A 17,243-nucleotide genomic window follows, 5' to 3' on the forward strand; every position below is an offset into this window, starting at 1 on the left:
GAAAAAGGCAGCCCGCAGGCTGCCTTTTTTATTGCCTAGATTTTGCCTAGCAAGAGCAGGATCAACAGGATGATCAATACCGTACCAATGATGCCGGAGGGGCCATAACCCCAACTTCTGGAGTGCGGGAAGACAGGTAAACCACCGATCAACAGCAGTATCAGAATGATGATGAGTATGGTGCCCATGGCAGTGTCCTTGTTTGGCTGGAGAGGGTAGGCGTATCACTTGATCCATCTGTTCGGTCATGCGTTTCATGCCCGCCTGTAAATTCCGACTCCCGCCATCACTGAAAAGTTTAATAAAGCGGTTTCACCACCGTTTGCACCGGCCATTCAGCATCCTGATACAGCGTGGGTGAGGGCCTTGCCTTCGCTACACTGGCGCTAACTTTCCAGAACAGTACAAGGCGTCCCGCTATGCAGAACCGCATGATGATTACTGGCGCAGGCTCGGGGCTCGGTCGTGAGATCGCATTGCGCTGGGCGCGCGAGGGATGGCAGCTGGCATTGGCCGATGTCAACGAGGCCGGCCTCAAGGAAACCCTGGCGTTGGTCCGGGAGGTGGGTGGGCAAGGCTTCGTGCAGCGCTGCGATGTGCGTGACTACAGCCAGCTGACCGCCTTGGCGCAGGCGTGCGAGGAGAAGTTCGGCGGCATCGATGTGATCGTCAACAATGCCGGGGTTGCCGCTGGCGGCTTTTTCTCGGAGCTGTCGCTGGAAGACTGGGACTGGCAGATCGCGATCAACCTCATGGGTGTGGTCAAGGGCTGCAAGGCCTTCCTGCCGCTGCTCGAGCGCAGCAAGGGGCGGATCATCAACATCGCCTCGATGGCGGCGCTGATGCAAGGGCCGGCCATGAGCAACTACAACGTGGCCAAGGCGGGAGTGCTGGCCCTCTCTGAAAGCCTGCTCATCGAGTTGCGCCAGCAGGAAGTGGCGGTGCATGTGGTGTGCCCGTCGTTCTTCCAGACCAACCTGCTCGATTCGTTCCGCGGCCCGACCCCGGCAATGAAGGCCCAGGTGGGCAAGTTGCTGGAAAGCTCGCCGATCACTGCTGCCGACATCGCCGACTACATCTATCAGCAGGTCGCCGCTGGCGAGTTCATGATCCTGCCTCACGAACTGGGCCGCGAAGCCTGGAAGCTCAAGCAGCGCGACCCCCAACGGCTCTATGACGAAATGGCCGTCATGGCCGAGAAGATGCGCGCCAAGGCGAAACCCGTGTAGGAGCGGGAATCAGTTACCCTAGGCCGTTTTTCAACTGGGCCAGGATTGCTGAAGTGATCAATTACCTGTGGTTTTTCCTCGCGGCGATTTTCGAGATCGCCGGTTGCTATGGCTTCTACATGTGGCTGCGGCTGGGCAAGAGTGCCTGGTGGATCGCCCCCGCGCTGGTCAGCCTGACCCTGTTTGCACTGATCCTTACCCGCGTCGAGGCCGCCTATGCTGGACGCGCCTATGCAGCTTATGGCGGCATCTACATTGTCACGTCGTTGCTCTGGCTGGCATTCGTCGAACGGGCACGGCCCTTGGGCAGTGACTGGATAGGCGCGCTGCTCTGTGTACTGGGCGCCAGCATTATTGTGCTGGGCCCCCGACTGCAAAGTGCTTGAGTGCGTAGAAAATCGGGTAGTTTGTAGGTTAATTCGCTGATTCTGGTAGGAATAGGCTAATTAATCGTCAGAGTATTGAAGGGGGCAAGCGCCCCGTGCAGTCTCCGAACTCTCAGCACAGTGGAGGATCGGAGCATGTTGGTCATAGGCCGCGAAATAGGCGAAGTCATCGCCATTGACGATCACATCAAGGTCAAGGTGTTGTCGGTCGACGGAAACGTGGTGCGCTTTGGGGTCAGCGCACCTCGTCACATCGAAGTGCACCGGGCGGAAGTCCACCAACAGATCGCCGCGCAAAAGGTCAAGTCCGAGCCGTAGTCAGTCGAACAGTTCCTTGGGCACGTCGTGCTTGGCCAACAGTTGGCATTGCTGGCTTTCGAGGTCGAACAGGATGAACGCCTGCTTTTTCGCCAGCGCCTGTCGCACCCGCAGTACGCGGGTTTCCAGTGGGGTGTCGTCACCGTTGTCAGTGCCGTCGCGGGTGACGAAATCCTCGATCAGGCGGGTGAGGGTTTCGGCTTCCAGTTGTTCGTAGGGAATCAGCATGGGCAGGGCAGGTTTGGCGAAATGTGACGGTATGCTACGCCAAAGCTGCCCTGACTGTGTAGGCGCTAGTGCTTGTTGCCGATCAGGCTGTCGACTGTAGGCACGCGGGTTTCGGTTTCCATCTGTGCGTCATGTTCCAACTGATGGCTGAAGCTTTCCAGTGAGCTCCCGGCGGCCTGCGAGTCGCTGGCAAATACCGGTGGACTCAGCAGGTAGGCGGTCAACAAGCGGCTCAAGGCGGCCAGGCTGTCGATATGGGTGCGCTCGTAGCCGTGGGTGGCATCGCAGCCGAAGGCCAGCAACGCGGTACGAATGTCGTGGCCTGCGGTGATCGCTGAATGGGCATCGCTGAAGTAATAGCGAAACAGGTCACGGCGAGCCGGCAGTTCGTTTTCGCGGGCCAGCTTCAGCAAGTGGCGAGACAGGTGATAGTCGTAGGGGCCGGCCGAGTCCTGCATTGCCACGCTCACCGCGTGCTCGCTGGAGTGCTGGCCCGGGGCGACCGGGGCGATGTCGATACCGACGAACTCACTGACATCCCAGGGGAGGGCCGCCGCGGCACCGGAGCCGGTTTCCTCGGTGATGGTGAACAGCGGATGGCAGTCGATCAACGGTTGCGCACCGCTGTCGACCACCGCCTTGAGCGAGGCCAGCAAAGCGGCCACGCCGGCCTTGTCGTCCAGGTGACGGGCACTGATATGGCCGCTTTCGGTGAACTCCGGCAGCGGGTCGAATGCCACGAAGTCACCGATATCGATACCCAGGGACTGGCAATCAGCCCGGGTGGTGCAGTAGGCGTCCAGGCGCAATTCAATATGTTCCCAGCTCACCGGCATCTGGTCGATGGCGGTGTTGTAGGCATGCCCGCTGGCCATCAAGGGCAGTACGCTGCCGCGCAACACGCCGTTGTCGGTAAACACGCTGACCCGGCTGCCTTCGGCAAACCGGCTCGACCAGCAGCCCACCGGCGCCAACGACAGGCGACCGTTTTCCTGGATGGCGCGGACGCTGGCGCCAATGGTGTCCAGGTGGGCGGAAACGGCCCGGTCGGGCGAGCTTTTAAGGCCCTTGAGAGTGGCGCGAATGGTGCCGCGGCGCGTCAGTTCGAAGGGAATGCCGAGCTCTTCGAGGCGCTCGGCCACATAGCGCACGATGGTGTCGGTAAAGCCGGTGGGGCTGGGAATGGCGAGCATCTCCAGCAGCACCTTTTGCAGGTAGTTGAGGTCTGGTTCCGGAAGTTGTTCGGTCATGCGGCCTCCTGTGATCATGGGGCCGGCCGGCTGTGGGGAAACAGCAGGTCGACGAAACGTTCGGCGGTGGGTTGCGGTTCATGGTTGGCCAGGCCGACCCGTTCGTTGGCTTCGATGAAAACGTGCTCGGGCTGATCGGCCGCCGCGACCATCAGGTCCAGGCCGACCACCGGGATGTCCAGGGCACGGGCAGCGCGCACGGCAGCGTCTACCAGCACCGGGTGGAGGCGATCGGTGACGTCTTCCAGGCATCCACCGGTGTGCAGGTTGGCGGTGCGGCGCACGGCCAGGCGCTTGCCCGCGGGCAATACCGTGTCGTAATCGACGCCGGCGGCCTGCAGGGTGCGATGGGTTTCGTCGTCCAGCGGAATACGGCTCTCACCGCCGGTGGCGGCCTGGCGCCTGCGGCTTTGCGCCTCGATCAGCGCGCCCACCGCCTGTTGCCCGTCGCCGACCACCTGCGCCGGATGGCGAATGGCAGCGGCCACCACTTCAAAGCCGATGACCACGATGCGCAGGTCCAGGCCCTGGTGAAAGCTTTCGAGCAACACGCGGCTGTCGAAGCGCCGGGCGTTTTCCACCGCCCGGTTGATTTCCTCAAGAGTAGTCAGGTTGACTGCCACTCCCTGGCCCTGTTCGCCATCCAGTGGCTTGACCACCACCGCGCCATGGTCCTCCAGAAAGGCCAGGTTATCGTCGGCACTGCCCACCAACTGTTGGGCCGGCAGGCGCAGGCCTGCCTGCTTGAGCGTCCGGTGGGTCAGGCTCTTGTCCTGGCACAAGATCATGCTCACAGCGCTGGTCAAATCGCTCAGCGATTCACGACAGCGTATCCGCCGGCCGCCCAGGCTGAGGGTGAACAGTCCGGCATCGGCATCATCGACCTGCACATCAATACCGCGTCGGTAGGCTTCCTCGACAATGATTCGCGCATAGGGATTTAGCCCGGCCTGGGGCCCCGGCCCCAGGAACAACGGCTGATTGATGCCGTTCTTGCGCTTGACCGCGAAGGTCGGCAGGGTGCGAAACCCCAGTTTGGCGTACAGGCGCTTGGCCTGGCGGTTGTCGTGCAGCACCGAGAGGTCCAGGCAGCTCAGGCCGCGGCTCATGAAATGCTCGATCAGGTGGCGCACCAGCACCTCGCCAACGCCAGGGCGGGTGCACTGCGGGTCCACCGCCAGGCACCACAGGCTGCTGCCGTGCTCGGGATCGGCAAAGGCCTTTTCATGGTTCAGGCCCATGACGCTGCCGATGACTGCGCCGCTGTCTTCGTCTTCGGCCAGCCAATACACCGGCCCGCCAAGGTGATGCGGGGTGAGCCGCGCAGGATCGATGGGCAGCATGCCGCGGGCCAGGTACAACGCGTTGATCGCTTGCCAGTCGCTGTCGCTCTGGGCGCGACGGATACCAAAGCCGCGAAACACGCGCTGGGCCTGGCGGTAGTCGCTGAACCACAGGCGCAGGGTGTCGGAAGGGTCGAGGAACAGTTGATGAGGCGCCTGGGCCAGCACTTGTTGCGGCGCCGCCACGTACAAGGCGATATCGCGCTCACCGGGACGCTCGTCCTGCAAGGCGCTGGCCAGGCTGGCGGGGTCCGGGTAGGTGTGGCCGATCAACAGGCGACCCCAGCCGCAATGCAGCGAGCGCGGCTGATCGTGGGGGTCGCTGCCGTCGCCGGCCAGCTGCGCCTGTAAACGCTCATAGGTTGGCACCTGGCCGCGTACCAGGCGCTGGCCATAGGGTGAGGCATGGGCTTTCATCGGTCAGATTCCTTGTTCGCTGAGCCACAGGTTCAAGGCTGCCAGTTGCCACAGTTTCGACCCGCGCAGCGGCGTCAGTTGGCCATGCGGGTCGCTGAGCAGGCGGTCCAGGGCGGCGGGCTCGAACAGGCCGCGGTCCTGGCTTGGGTCAAGCAGAAGTTCACGCACCCAGTCGAGGGTCGCACCCTGCAGGTGCTTGAGCCCGGGCACCGGGAAGTACCCCTTCTTGCGGTCGATGACTTCGCTGGGAATGACCAGGCGAGCCGCTTCCTTGAGCACCTGCTTGCCGCCGTCGGGCAGCTTGAAGCGCGCGGGAATGCGCGCCGACAGCTCCACCAGGCGATAGTCGAGGAACGGCGTGCGTGCTTCCAGGCCCCAGGCCATGGTCATGTTGTCGACCCGCTTGACCGGGTCATCGACCAGCATCACCGTGCTGTCCAGGCGCAGCGCCTTGTCTACGGCGTCAGCGGCGCCCGGTTGGGCAAAATGCTGGCGGACGAAGTCGCCGGCGGCGTCGTGCTCGAGCCGCCAGGGTTGCTGCACGGTGGCGGCGTAGTCGTCGTAGCTGCGGTCGAAGAAGGCATTACGGTAAGCGGCATAGGGATTCTGGGCGCCATCCACCTGCGGGTACCAATGATAACCGGCGAACAATTCGTCGGCACCCTGGCCGCTTTGCACCACCTTGCAGTGCTTGGCCACTTCCCGCGAGAGCAGGTAGAAGGCAATGCAGTCGTGGCTGACCATCGGCTCGCTCATGGCACGAAAGGCTGCAGGCAATTGCTCGATGATTTCCCGCTCGTCGATGCGCAATTGATGATGGCGAGTGCCGTAGTGACGGGCGATGAGGTCCGAATACTGGAACTCGTCACCGCGCTCGCCGCCGGCATCTTCAAAACCAATGGAGAAGGTCGACAGGTCCTCGACGCCCACTTCGCGCAGCAGTCCCACCAGCAGGCTCGAATCGACGCCGCCGGAAAGCAGCACGCCGACATCCACCGCCGCCCGCTGACGAATCGCCACGGCTTCACGGGTGCTGTCCAGCACTCGCTCGCGCCAGTCTTCCAGGGTCAGCTGTTGCTCGTCGGTGTGCGGGCCATAGTGCAGTTGCCACCAGACCTGCTGTTCGGTACGGCCCTGGGCGTCGATACGCATCCAGGTCGCCGGCGGCAGTTTCTCGACATTGGCCAGCAAGGTGCGCGGTGCTGGCACCACGGCGTGGAAATTGAGGTAGTGGTTCAGGGCCACCGGATCGAGCATCGGATCGATGTCGCCGCCTTGTAGCAGGGCGGGCAGGCTCGAGGCGAAGCGCAGCCGCTCGCCATTGCGCGACAGGTACAACGGCTTGACCCCGAGTCGGTCGCGGGCCAGGAACAGTTGCTGGGTATCGCGCTCCCAGATCGCCAGGGCGAACATGCCATTCAGGCGTGGCAGCAGCTCGGCGCCCCAGGCGTGATAGCCCTTGAGCAGCACCTCGGTGTCGCCGTCGGAGTAGAAGGCGTAGCCGAGACTTTCCAGCTCGCTGCGCAGTTCGGGGAAGTTGTAGATGGCGCCGTTGAAGGCCAGCGAAAGGCCCAGCTGGTTATCGACCATGGGTTGGGCCGAGCCGTCGGACAGGTCCATGATCTTCAGGCGGCGATGGCCCAGGGCGATCGGCCCCTGGCTATGAAAGCCCCAGGCGTCGGGGCCGCGAGGTGCCAGGTGATGGGTGATCCGCTCGACCGCGGCGAGGTCCGCCGGGCGTGGTGGGTGGGCAACAGGGGTGAAACGAAACTCTCCAGCTAATCCGCACATAAGTCCTTACCGGTTTTGCCGTTGGGGAAGGTGCCTGAACCCAGGCACATGGAAACTGACCGGGGCGGATAGCGAGAGTTTTATATCAATACGTTATAAGCGGGAGCGACAAGCTTTAAGCGGCAAGCTGCAAGCGAACCGCTCTTGCCTTAACTTGCTGCTTATAGCTTGCCGCTTGCAGCGGTCTTTTTCCCCCTGATCAGATCACGGAGCATGAAGCGGTTGGGGTGGCAGGCTTCAGCGACGCTGCGCGGGACCGGCAGCGGGGCGTTGTCGGCCCAGGCGGCGATCAGTTCGCCCGACAGGGGCGCGGTGATCAGGCCGCGCGAGCCATGGCCGCTGTTGACGTACAGGCCATCAAGCCAGGGGCATGGGGTGTCGGGTACCTGGCGGGCGTCCTTGGCCAGTACCGCGTAGTGCTGGTCGAACCCTTGCCGATCGGCCAGCGGTCCGACGATTGGCAGGTAGTCGGGGCTGGTGCAGCGGAACGCGGCCCGGCCTTGCAGCGTGTGCGGATCAAGGTGATGGGCGCCGAGGCGCTCGGCCAGGTCGCTGGAGATTTCTTCCAGCAAGGCCAGATTGCCGATATGTTCGCCAGCGGTGGGTGTCAGGTCGGTATTGTGGAAGTCGAAGCTGGCACCCAGGGTGTGTTCGCCCTCGCGAGGCGGCGCTACGTAGCCGTCGGCGCAGACCACGGTGGTAAGTGACTGGCTTTGCGTGGTGGCCGGCAGGCGGGTGATCTGGCCGCGAATGCGCTTGAGCGGCAGCGTTGCGCAGGGTTCGAACTGGTGGATGTCGGCGGCAGTCGCCAGCACCACCAGTGGCGCGCAGGCCAGCAGCTTGTCACTCTCCCAGGCTTGCCAGAGGCCGTCGACCTTGCGCAATTGCAGCACCTGATGGTGGGTCAGCAAGGTGGTGTTTGGGTGCTGCAGTTGTGCCAGGCACAAGGCAGGCGGATGAACCCAGCCTCCCTCGGGGTAGAACAGCCCGCCACTGGCCAGGGTCACTCCCGCCACCGCTTCGGCGTGTTCACGGTCCAGGCGCTGCAGCAACTGCGGGTCGAAGGCATCGGCCAGCACGGCCTGGCGCTGGTCTTCCTTGGTATCGAAAGCCAGTTGCAAGACCCCGCAGTCATCCCAGTCGAGGCCGCGTTGCAGGGATTCAAGCTGGCGTCGGGTGTAGCCGAAACCGCTCAGAATCAGCCGTGACAACGCAGTGCCGTGGGCCGAGAGCTTGAGATAAAGCACCCCTTGTGGATTGCCGGAGGCCTCGGCCGCGGGCGTTGCGTGGCGTTCCAGCACCGTGACCTTCCAGCCCCGGCGCGCCAGGCTCGCCGCTGTTGCGCAACCGGCAAGCCCGGCACCCACCACCAGCGCATGGCGGGGGCCAGGCAGGGGAGCTGGGCGTCTGAACCAGGGGGCGGGAGCGGGGGCTTCGAGGTCGGTTGGCTGGCCATGAAATGCGCCACGCAGGATCTCCCACTTCTTGCCGATGCCCGGGATGCGCTTCATCTCGAAGCCCACCGCGATCAGTCCGCGGCGTACCCAGCCGGTGCTGGTGAAGGTGCCCAGGGTGGCATTGGCGGCCGACAGGCGTCCGACCTGGGCAAACAACTCCGGCGTCCACATCTGCGGGTTTTTTGCCGGGGCGAAACCGTCGAGGAACCAGGCATCGACCTGGGCGTCGAGTTGCGGTAGTTGTTCCAGGGCATCGCCGATCATCAGGGTCAGTTGGACCCGGCCGTGATCGAAGCAAAAGGTCTGGAAACCTTCGTGCACCGCCACGTACTGGGCCAGCAACTGGGTGCTGAACGGCGCCAGTTCCGGCCACAGCGCCAGGGCGCGGGTCAGGTCGGCGCGACTGAGCGGGTACTTCTCCACACTGATGAAATGCAGGCGGGCGTCGGCGGTTGCGCAGTCGGCAAACAGCTGCCAGGCGCAGAAGAAATTGAGCCCGGTGCCGAACCCGGTTTCACCGATCACCAGGCACTGGCCCGGCGCCAGCGCGCTGAAGCGCGCACGCAGGTCATTCTGTTCGATGAACACATGGCGAGTCTCCTCCAGGCTCTGGTCCTTGGAAAAGTAGATGTCATCGAACTGGCGCGAATGGGGGCGGCCCTGGTCGTCCCAGTCGATCTGGGCGTAGTGGATTACATCGGTCATGGTCGGCTCAGGTCAGGCTAGAGCGGCATTTTAGCTGATCGACAGCCCGCTGTTGATTTGACCCTGGGCAATCTTTGCGCTCCCCGACAAAGCAGGCACAGATCCGCTAACCTTGCTTATCCAAGTAGGGAGCCTGGTATGTTCGAATCCGCTGAAATTGGTCACACCATCGACAAAGAGACGTACGAGGCCGAGGTACCGGCGCTGCGTGAAGCCTTGCTCGAAGCGCAGTTCGAGCTCAAGCAGCAGTCGCGTTTTCCAGTGATCGTTTTGATCAATGGCATTGAAGGCGCCGGCAAGGGTGAAACGGTAAAGCTGCTCAATGAGTGGATGGACCCGCGCCTGATCGAAGTGCGCACCTTTGACCAGCAGACCGATGAAGAACTTGCCCGTCCACCGGCCTGGCGCTACTGGCGCGCCCTGCCGGCGAAGGGGCGCATGGGTATATTTTTCGGCAACTGGTATAGCCAGATGCTGCAGGGTCGCGTTCATGGCCACTTCAAGGATGCCGTGCTCGACCAGGCCATTCGCGGCGCCGAGCGCCTGGAAGAAATGCTCTGCGATGAAGGCGCCCTGATCTTCAAGTTCTGGTTCCACCTGTCCAAGAAGCAGATGAAAGCCCGGCTCAAGGCGCTGCGGGACGATCCGCTGCACAGTTGGCGCATCAGCCCCCTGGATTGGCAGCAGTCGGAAACCTACGATCGCTTCGTGCGCTTCGGCGAGCGGGTGTTGCGCCAGACCAGTCGCGACTATGCACCCTGGCATGTCATCGAAGGGGTCGATCCTCATTACCGCAGCCTGGCGGTAGGTCGCATTCTGCTTGACGGGCTGCAGACCGCACTCAAGGTCAAGCATGCCCCGGTGCACATGGCCAACATTGCCCCGTTGAGCCACGCCATCGACGAGCGCAGCCTGCTCGCCAGCCTGGACCTGACCCTGCAACTGAGCAAGAGCGACTACCAGGAACAGCTGATTGTCGAGCAGGCCCGGCTGGCAGGGCTGCTGCGCGACAAGCGCATGCGCCGTCACGCGCTGATAGCGGTTTTCGAAGGCAACGACGCAGCAGGCAAGGGCGGCGCCATTCGCCGTGTGGCGGACGCGCTGGACCCGCGCCAGTACCGCATCGTGCCGATCGCGGCGCCGACCGAGGAGGAACGTGCGCAACCTTACTTGTGGCGTTTTTGGCGACACCTTCCGGCTCGGGGCAAGTTCACCGTGTTCGACCGCTCCTGGTACGGCCGGGTGCTGGTGGAGCGGGTCGAAGGGTTTTGCAGTCAAGCCGACTGGATGCGGGCCTATGGCGAGATCAACGATTTTGAAGAGCAGTTGGTCAGCGCCGGTGTGGTGGTGGTCAAGTTCTGGCTGTCGATCGACCAGCAGACCCAGCTGGAGCGCTTCCAGGAACGTGAACTGACGCCGTTCAAGCGCTTCAAGATCACTGAGGAAGACTGGCGTAACCGCGACAAGTGGGATCAGTACGCCGAGGCGGTGGGGGATATGGTCGACCGTACCAGCACCGAGATCGCACCTTGGACCCTGGTAGAGGCCAATGACAAGCGCTGGGCGCGGGTGAAGGTGCTGCGCACCATCAATGATGCGCTGGAGGCGGCGTTCAAGCGCGACAAGAAGTAGCAAGGTGGGAGAAAACTGTGGGGGCCTGCCTCCACAGTTGGAGTGGGCTTGCCCTGCGAAGCTGAACTGAGGGAATGAAGTACTGAAATCTTTTCCGCAATTGTACCTGTCGGTCCTCCGTACCCTCCCCGTAGAATTCAGCCTTCCCCACCACCGGGTAATTGAGGCTGGTATGCACATTTCTTCCGGACGCTGGGTCTATGGCCTGTCGTTATCGCTATTGACGGCCTTGCTCTGGGGCATTCTGCCGATCAAGCTCAAGCAGGTACTGCAGGTGATGGACCCGATCACCGTGACCTGGTTTCGTCTTTTGGTATCCGGTGGCCTGCTATTCGCCTGGTTGGCGGCAAGCAGGCGGCTGCCTTCGTTCAACGGCCTCGGTCGCAAGGGCTGGGGGCTGGTGGCGCTGGCCACCTGTGGGTTGGTTGGCAACTACGTGCTGTACCTGATGGGGCTCAACCTGCTCAGCCCCGGCACTGCGCAACTGGTGGTGCAATTGGGGCCGGTTTTGCTGCTGGTTGCCAGTGTGTTCCTGTTCAAGGAGCGCTTCACCTTCGGTCAAGGCATGGGCCTGGTCATCCTGCTCACGGGCTTCGGTCTGTTTTTCAATCAGCGCCTGGATGAGCTGTTGACCTCCTTGAGTGTCTACACCACGGGGGTGCTGACCATTGTGCTGGCAACCACCATCTGGGTGTTCTACGCCCTGAGCCAGAAGCAGTTGTTGACGGTGTGGAATTCGCTGCAGGTGATGATGGTGATCTACCTCTGCTGCGCTGCATTGCTCACTCCGTGGGTACATCCGCTTGAAGCGCTGCAGTTGAGCCCGTTGCAAGGCTGGCTGTTGCTTGCCTGTTGTCTCAATACCCTGGTGGCCTATGGCGCATTCGCTGAAGCGCTGGCTCATTGGGAAGCCTCGAAAGTCAGTGCCACCCTGGCGCTCACGCCGTTGGTGACCTTTATCGCCGTGGCGCTGGCGGCCTGGTTCTGGCCTGATTATGTGCAGGCCGAGCAGATCAATACCCTGGGCTATATCGGTGCGATGGTGGTAGTGCTGGGCTCGGCGCTGACCGCGCTGGGGCCGTCGCTGATGGCCGGCTGGCGAGCCAGGCGCGTACGCCTGGCCCGGTGATTCAGCCTTTCTTGCCGGGTTCGAGCATATCCTGCGGGCGGACCCACTGGTCGAACTGCTGGTTGGTCAGGTAGCCCAGGGTGAGGGCTGCCTCACGCAGGGTGGTGCCTTCGCTGTAGGCCTTCTTGGCGATTTCGGCCGCTTTGTCGTAGCCGATATGCGGGTTCAGGGCCGTCACCAGCATCAACCCGCGCTCCAGGTGCGCGGCCATCTGCTCGGCATCCGGTTCGATACCGGCCACGCAGTGCTGCTGGAAATTGCTGCAGCCGTCGGCCAGCAGTTCGATGGACTGCAGCAGGTTGTGGATGATTACCGGCTTGAACACATTCAACTGCAGGTGCCCCTGGCTTGCGGCAAACCCGATGGCGGTGTCGTTGCCCAGTACCTGGCAGGCCAGCATCGACAGGGCTTCGCACTGGGTCGGGTTGACCTTGCCTGGCATGATCGAGCTGCCCGGTTCGTTCGCCGGCAAGCGCACTTCGGCGATACCGCCACGGGGGCCGGAGCCGAGCAGGCGCAGGTCGTTGGCCAGCTTCATCAGTGCCACCGCCAGGGTTTTCAGGCCGCCAGCCAGGGTGGTCAACGGCTCGTGGCCTGCCAGCGCAGCAAACTTGTTCGGTGCAGTGACGAAGGGCAGGCCGGAGAGGGCGGCGAGTTCGGCGGCAATGGCCTCGGCGAAACCGTGCGGGGCATTGAGCCCGGTGCCGACTGCGGTGCCACCCTGGGCCAACTCGCACACGGCCGGCAAGGCCGAGCGGATCGCCCGCTGGGCATAGTCGAGCTGGGCGACATAAGCCGAGATTTCCTGGCCGAAGGTGATCGGCGTGGCGTCCATCATGTGGGTGCGGCCGGTCTTCACCAGGTGCTGGTGGCGCGCTGCCAGCTCCGCAAGCCCGGACGACAGCTCGATGATCGCCGGCAGCAGCTTGTGCTGGACCGCCTGGGCGGCGGCAATGTGCATGGCGGTGGGGAAGCAGTCGTTGGAACTCTGGGAGCGATTGACGTGATCGTTGGGATGGACTGGAATCTTGCCACCCCGGCCTTTGCCGGCCAGCTCGTTGGCGCGTCCGGCGATCACTTCATTGACGTTCATGTTGCTCTGCGTACCGCTACCGGTCTGCCAGACGACGAGCGGGAACTGGTCGTCGAGCTGGCCGTCGAGCACTTCGTCGGCGGCCTGTTCGATCAGCCGGGCAATGTCGGCCGGCAGGTCTCCGTTGCGGTCGTTGACCCGTGCGGCGGCTTTCTTGATCAGTGCCAGCGCGTGCAGGACGGCCAGCGGCATGCGCTCCTTGCCGATGGCGAAGTTGATCAGCGAGCGTTGCGTCTGGGCACCCCAATAGGCCTGGTCAGGAACTTCGACCTGACCCAGGCTGTCAGTTTCGATACGGCTCATACTGCGCTCACTCCCTTGTGGTCTGAATTCGCAGTTTAGGTCCCTTTTCGTCGCAGCGGTTCCATTGCTCGTCGACCCACTTGAGCGACGTGCCCGAGTCGGCGCAGAATGCTCTACTCTGGGGTACTACCTCCTCTGCTAATGAAGGAATTCCGATGACCCGTCTTCGCGCCCTTTGCACCGCTGTTGCGCTGGTCTGCGCCAGCGGCCAGGTGCTTGCCGATACCGCCAGCCACAACGCCAGTGCCGAAAAATTCCTCATGATGGCGCACGCTGACAAGCTCGGCACCCCGGTCTACATGCAGGTGCAACAGATGTTTGCCCAGCGTTTCGAACAGACCAAGGCCCCAGCCTCGAAAAAAGCCGTGCTCGACAGCTACCAGGCCAAGGCCAATGCCGCCCTGGACCAGGCCATCGGCTGGAACAAGCTGAAGCCGGACATGGTCAAGCTGTACACCAACACCTTTACCGAAAGCGAGCTCAAGGACCTGGTTGCCTTCTACCAGTCGCCCCTGGGCAAGAAAGTGCTGGAAAAAATGCCCCAGGTTACCCAGCAGTCGGCCCAGCTGACCCAGCAGAAACTGGAGAGCGCCGTGCCGGTGGTCAACAAGCTGCTGGCTGACATGACCAAAGAACTCGACCCGAACGCCGGCAAGGCCGCCGCTCCGGCGAAGAAGTAAGTCGCGGAGCCGCCCATGTCCATGCAGCAGAAGATCGAACAGAGCCTGGCCGCGCTCGCGCCGCAGCACCTTTCGGTGCTCGACGAAAGCCACATGCACAGCCGTGGGCAAGAAACCCACTACAAGGCCGTGCTGGTCAGCGAGCAGTTTGAAGGCCTGAACAGCGTCAAGCGCCACCAGAAGGTCTACGCCACCCTGGGTGAATTGATGGGGCAGTTTCATGCACTGGCCCTGCACACCTATACCCCTGAGGAATGGCTGAAGGTCGGCGCAGCACCGGCTTCACCCACCTGTGCAGGTGGTAGCAAACACTGATTTCATCGTCAGGTTTTTGCTAGAATGTGCAACGCGCCGCTCGTCGGCGCGTTTTTTTTGTGTGCGCCAGGCATGGCGCGTTGCGCGTAAGCGCAACCCGCTTGGCTGTGGTGGCCAAGCGGGTGACTTGGAGGTGAAAGTCCTCTACACACCCGGCAAGGGGAAGTGTTAGCCGGAGGCAAGGGTGTCGCGGGTGACCGCGAATCTGAAGGAAGCCCGAGGCAAAATGCTGGCCTGACGAACAGGAAGCGGATAGAGGCGGCACAGCGGGGTGAGGTGGCACAAATCGCCAAAGCCCAATACTTGCACGGAACGCTGTGACGTAGATCCGACAGGCATAAGCAGGAAGGTCGCGCGAATTACCCTGGGAGATCTGTACGTTTGCCATTGTGCTACCGCGCGTCGAAAGGCGACGGGATGAGCGTGCAGAAGTCAGCCGAAGCCGTAGTAAGTGGCGGTTAACCGCGCCACCAAGGGCCGAACAGGTTATGCCGCCAGTAGGCGTCGCCGTCTCGTTGGTAACCGTAATGCAGAAATTTCCCACAGCGGAAACTGTCATCCCGAGCTCCGGCCAGAAGCCGAGGGTGACGCCTGACAGTGCAAAGGTATCGACGGCGTCCGTGACGTGGACGAACGCGGAGCCGGACACGCTGATGGAGCGGGTGCTTGCACCGGCCAACCTCAGACGTGCGTATCAACGCGTGGTCAGCAACAAGGGAGCACCGGGTGCCGATGGCATGACGGTTGCTGACTTGGCGGGCTACGTGAGACAGTATTGGCCAACCCTCAAGGCCAGGTTACTGGCCGGTGAATACCAGCCCCAAGCAGTGCGAGCGGTTGAAATTCCCAAGCCGCAGGGCGGCACACGGCAACTGGGAATCCCCAGCGTCGTGGATCGCCTGATCCAGCAAGCACTGCAGCAGCAGCTCACACCTATCTTCGACCCACTGTTCTCGGACTACAGCTATGGTTTTCGTCCGGGCAGAAGTACGCATCAAGCCATCGAGATGGCTCGTGCTCATGTGACAGCGGGACACCGCTGGTGCGTGGAACTCGATCTGGAGAAGTTTTTCGATCGGGTCAATCACGACATCCTCATGGCCTGCATCGAACGTCGGATCAAAGACAAGTGCGTACTCAGGCTTATCCGCCGCTACCTTGAAGCCGGGATCATGTCGGGCGGTGTCGTCAGCCCACGGCAGGAGGGGACGCCGCAAGGCGGCCCGCTTTCGCCGTTGCTGTCGAACATCCTGCTCGACGAACTCGACCGCGAGCTGGAGCGACGGGGCCATCGCTTCGTACGTTATGCCGATGATGCGAACATCTATGTACGCAGTCCCCGGGCCGGCGAACGGGTGTTGGTCAGCGTCGAGCGCTTCCTGAGAGAACGTCTGAAGCTGACGGTGAACAGGAAGAAAAGCCAAGTGGCAAGGGCGTGGAAGTGCGACTACCTAGGCTATGGGATAAGCTGGCACCAGCAGCCAAGGCTGCGCGTGGCAAGGATGAGCCTAGACCGCTTACGCGACCGGCTCAGAATGCTGCTGCGCAGCGTACGGGCTCGCAAAATGGCGACTGTCATCGAGCGGATCAACCCCGTCCTGAGAGGCTGGGCTAGCTACTTCAAGCTCAGCCAGAGCAAGCGGCCGCTTGAGGAACTGGATGGTTGGGTCAGGCACAAACTCCGCTGCGTCATCTGGCGTCAATGGAAGCAGCCTCCCACGAGGCTGAGAAACTTGATGCGCCTGGGGTTGAGCGAGGAGCGTGCCAACAAGTCAGCCTTCAATGGCCGAGGTCCATGGTGGAATTCGGGAGCGCAACATATGAACTACGCGCTGCCAAAGAAACTGTGGGACCGGCTCGGGCTGGTCTCGATACTGGATACGATTAACCGGCTTAGCCGCGTAACCTGAACCGCCGTGTACGGAACCGTACGCACGGTGGTGTGAGAGGACGGCGGGTGTGAATCCGCCTCCTACTCGATCATCCGGTCCGCCCTTTGCGAGGGCGACCACCTGGAGAGTCTTTGCATGACCCAAGCTATCGTCGTGGCGGCGCTGTACAAATTCGTCACCCTGAAAGATTACGTCGAGCTGCGTGAGCCGCTGCTCGACAGCATGACCGCCAATGGCATCAAGGGCACCTTGCTGCTGGCCGAAGAAGGGATCAACGGCACGGTTTCCGGTACCCGTGAAGGTATCGACGGCCTGCTGGCGTGGCTGCGCAGCGATGCCCGCCTTGTGGATATCGACCACAAGGAATCCTACTGCGACGAACAACCGTTCTATCGCACCAAGGTCAAGCTCAAGAAAGAGATCGTCACCCTGGGCGTCGAGGGCGTGGATCCGAACCAAAAGGTCGGCACCTACGTCGAGCCCAAGGACTGGAACGCGCTGATCAGCGATCCGGAAGTGCTGTTGATCGACACCCGCAACGACTACGAGGTGTCCATCGGCACCTTCGAGGGCGCGATCGATCCGAAAACCACCACCTTCCGCGAGTTCCCCGAGTACATCAAGGCCAACTTCGACCCGTCGCGGCACAAGAAAGTGGCGATGTTCTGCACTGGTGGCATCCGTTGCGAAAAAGCCTCCAGCTACATGCTCGGTGAAGGTTTCGAAGAGGTCTATCATCTTAAAGGCGGGATCCTGAAGTACCTCGAAGAGGTTCCGCAGGATGATAGCCGCTGGCAGGGCGACTGCTTCGTGTTCGACAACCGGGTCACCGTGCGTCACGACCTGACCGAAGGCGATTACGACCAGTGCCATGCCTGCCGTACCCCGATCAGCGTGCAAGACCGTGCGTCCGAGCACTATTCGCCGGGTATCAGCTGCCCACATTGCTGGGACACCTTGAGCGAGAAGACCCGACGCAGCGCCATTGACCGGCAGAAGCAGATCGAGTTGGCCAAGGCCCGCAACATGCCGCACCCGATCGGCCACAATTACCGTAAAGCTGCCGAGGCCTGAT

Annotated in this window: 16 protein-coding genes; 9 read left to right on the forward strand and 7 right to left on the reverse strand. The window is 62.3% G+C overall.

What is annotated here, in order from left to right:
• Positions 1–35: 35 nt before the first annotated feature.
• Entirely contained in the window at positions 36–188 is a 153-nt protein-coding gene (locus tag NPS58_RS00345; RefSeq protein ID WP_010224169.1) for a DUF3309 family protein, read from the reverse strand.
• 231 nt (positions 189–419) lie between these two features.
• On the opposite strand from NPS58_RS00345, the gene NPS58_RS00350 reads away from it, so the two are divergent.
• From NPS58_RS00350 to csrA, 3 genes are all read left to right on the forward strand, one after another.
• On the forward strand, positions 420–1,229 hold the full coding sequence (locus tag NPS58_RS00350; protein ID WP_274112623.1) for an SDR family oxidoreductase: 810 nt from the start codon (positions 420–422) through the stop codon (positions 1,227–1,229).
• 53 nt (positions 1,230–1,282) lie between these two features.
• Entirely contained in the window at positions 1,283–1,615 is a 333-nt protein-coding gene (locus NPS58_RS00355) for a YnfA family protein (RefSeq protein WP_274112625.1), read from the forward strand.
• Between the two features lie 135 nt (positions 1,616–1,750).
• Positions 1,751–1,933: a carbon storage regulator CsrA gene (csrA, locus tag NPS58_RS00360; RefSeq protein ID WP_274112627.1), complete on the forward strand. Its 183-nt coding sequence runs from the start codon at positions 1,751–1,753 to the stop codon at positions 1,931–1,933.
• On the opposite strand, the gene NPS58_RS00365 is transcribed toward csrA, so the two are convergent.
• The 5 genes from NPS58_RS00365 to mnmC all read right to left on the reverse strand — a co-directional run bounded on the left by NPS58_RS00365 (position 1,934) and on the right by mnmC (position 9,124).
• Positions 1,934–2,161: a YheU family protein gene (locus NPS58_RS00365; RefSeq protein ID WP_028943652.1), complete on the reverse strand. Its 228-nt coding sequence runs from the start codon at positions 2,159–2,161 to the stop codon at positions 1,934–1,936.
• Positions 2,162–2,226: 65 nt separating this feature from the next.
• Entirely contained in the window at positions 2,227–3,411 is a 1,185-nt protein-coding gene (locus NPS58_RS00370) for an osmoprotectant NAGGN system M42 family peptidase (protein ID WP_274112630.1), read from the reverse strand.
• A gap of 14 nt (positions 3,412–3,425) precedes the next feature.
• A complete protein-coding gene (gene ngg / locus NPS58_RS00375) occupies positions 3,426–5,171 on the reverse strand; it encodes an N-acetylglutaminylglutamine synthetase (protein WP_274112632.1) in 1,746 nt (581 codons plus the stop codon).
• Positions 5,172–5,174: 3 nt separating this feature from the next.
• On the reverse strand, positions 5,175–6,962 hold the full coding sequence (locus NPS58_RS00380) for an N-acetylglutaminylglutamine amidotransferase (RefSeq protein ID WP_274112634.1): 1,788 nt from the start codon (positions 6,960–6,962) through the stop codon (positions 5,175–5,177).
• Between the two features lie 161 nt (positions 6,963–7,123).
• Positions 7,124–9,124 (reverse strand): bifunctional tRNA (5-methylaminomethyl-2-thiouridine)(34)-methyltransferase MnmD/FAD-dependent 5-carboxymethylaminomethyl-2-thiouridine(34) oxidoreductase MnmC, encoded by a 2,001-nt coding sequence (gene mnmC, locus NPS58_RS00385; RefSeq protein ID WP_274112636.1) that lies wholly within the window; start codon positions 9,122–9,124, stop codon positions 7,124–7,126.
• Positions 9,125–9,262: 138 nt separating this feature from the next.
• Between mnmC and pap the strand changes: the two genes are divergently transcribed.
• Positions 9,263–10,756, forward strand: coding sequence for a polyphosphate:AMP phosphotransferase (gene pap / locus NPS58_RS00390; protein ID WP_274112638.1), 1,494 nt, complete (start codon positions 9,263–9,265; stop codon positions 10,754–10,756).
• A 172-nt stretch (positions 10,757–10,928) separates the two neighbouring features.
• Positions 10,929–11,885 (forward strand): DMT family transporter, encoded by a 957-nt coding sequence (locus tag NPS58_RS00395; protein ID WP_274112640.1) that lies wholly within the window; start codon positions 10,929–10,931, stop codon positions 11,883–11,885.
• Position 11,886: 1 nt separating this feature from the next.
• Here NPS58_RS00395 and NPS58_RS00400 read toward each other — a convergent pair whose 3' ends face one another.
• Positions 11,887–13,281 (reverse strand): class II fumarate hydratase, encoded by a 1,395-nt coding sequence (locus NPS58_RS00400; RefSeq protein ID WP_274112642.1) that lies wholly within the window; start codon positions 13,279–13,281, stop codon positions 11,887–11,889.
• Between the two features lie 155 nt (positions 13,282–13,436).
• Between NPS58_RS00400 and NPS58_RS00405 the strand changes: the two genes are divergently transcribed.
• The 4 genes from NPS58_RS00405 to NPS58_RS00420 all read left to right on the forward strand — a co-directional run bounded on the left by NPS58_RS00405 (position 13,437) and on the right by NPS58_RS00420 (position 17,242).
• The gene (locus tag NPS58_RS00405) at positions 13,437–13,961 is read left to right on the forward strand and encodes a DUF2059 domain-containing protein (protein ID WP_274112644.1); all 525 of its coding nucleotides are present in this window, start codon (positions 13,437–13,439) and stop codon (positions 13,959–13,961) included.
• A 15-nt stretch (positions 13,962–13,976) separates the two neighbouring features.
• Positions 13,977–14,276: a BolA family protein gene (locus tag NPS58_RS00410; RefSeq protein WP_274112646.1), complete on the forward strand. Its 300-nt coding sequence runs from the start codon at positions 13,977–13,979 to the stop codon at positions 14,274–14,276.
• A 488-nt stretch (positions 14,277–14,764) separates the two neighbouring features.
• Positions 14,765–16,186 carry a group II intron reverse transcriptase/maturase gene (gene ltrA, locus NPS58_RS00415; RefSeq protein WP_003253430.1) on the forward strand — a complete coding sequence of 474 codons (1,422 nt, stop codon included), beginning with the start codon at positions 14,765–14,767 and terminating at the stop codon, positions 16,184–16,186.
• Between the two features lie 117 nt (positions 16,187–16,303).
• Entirely contained in the window at positions 16,304–17,242 is a 939-nt protein-coding gene (locus NPS58_RS00420) for a rhodanese-related sulfurtransferase (protein WP_274112649.1), read from the forward strand.
• The last annotated feature ends 1 nt before the right edge of the window (position 17,243 follow it).

It is taken from the genome of Pseudomonas putida (genome assembly GCF_028682455.1).
Classification (GTDB): Bacteria; Pseudomonadota; Gammaproteobacteria; order Pseudomonadales; family Pseudomonadaceae; genus Aquipseudomonas; species Aquipseudomonas putida_AA.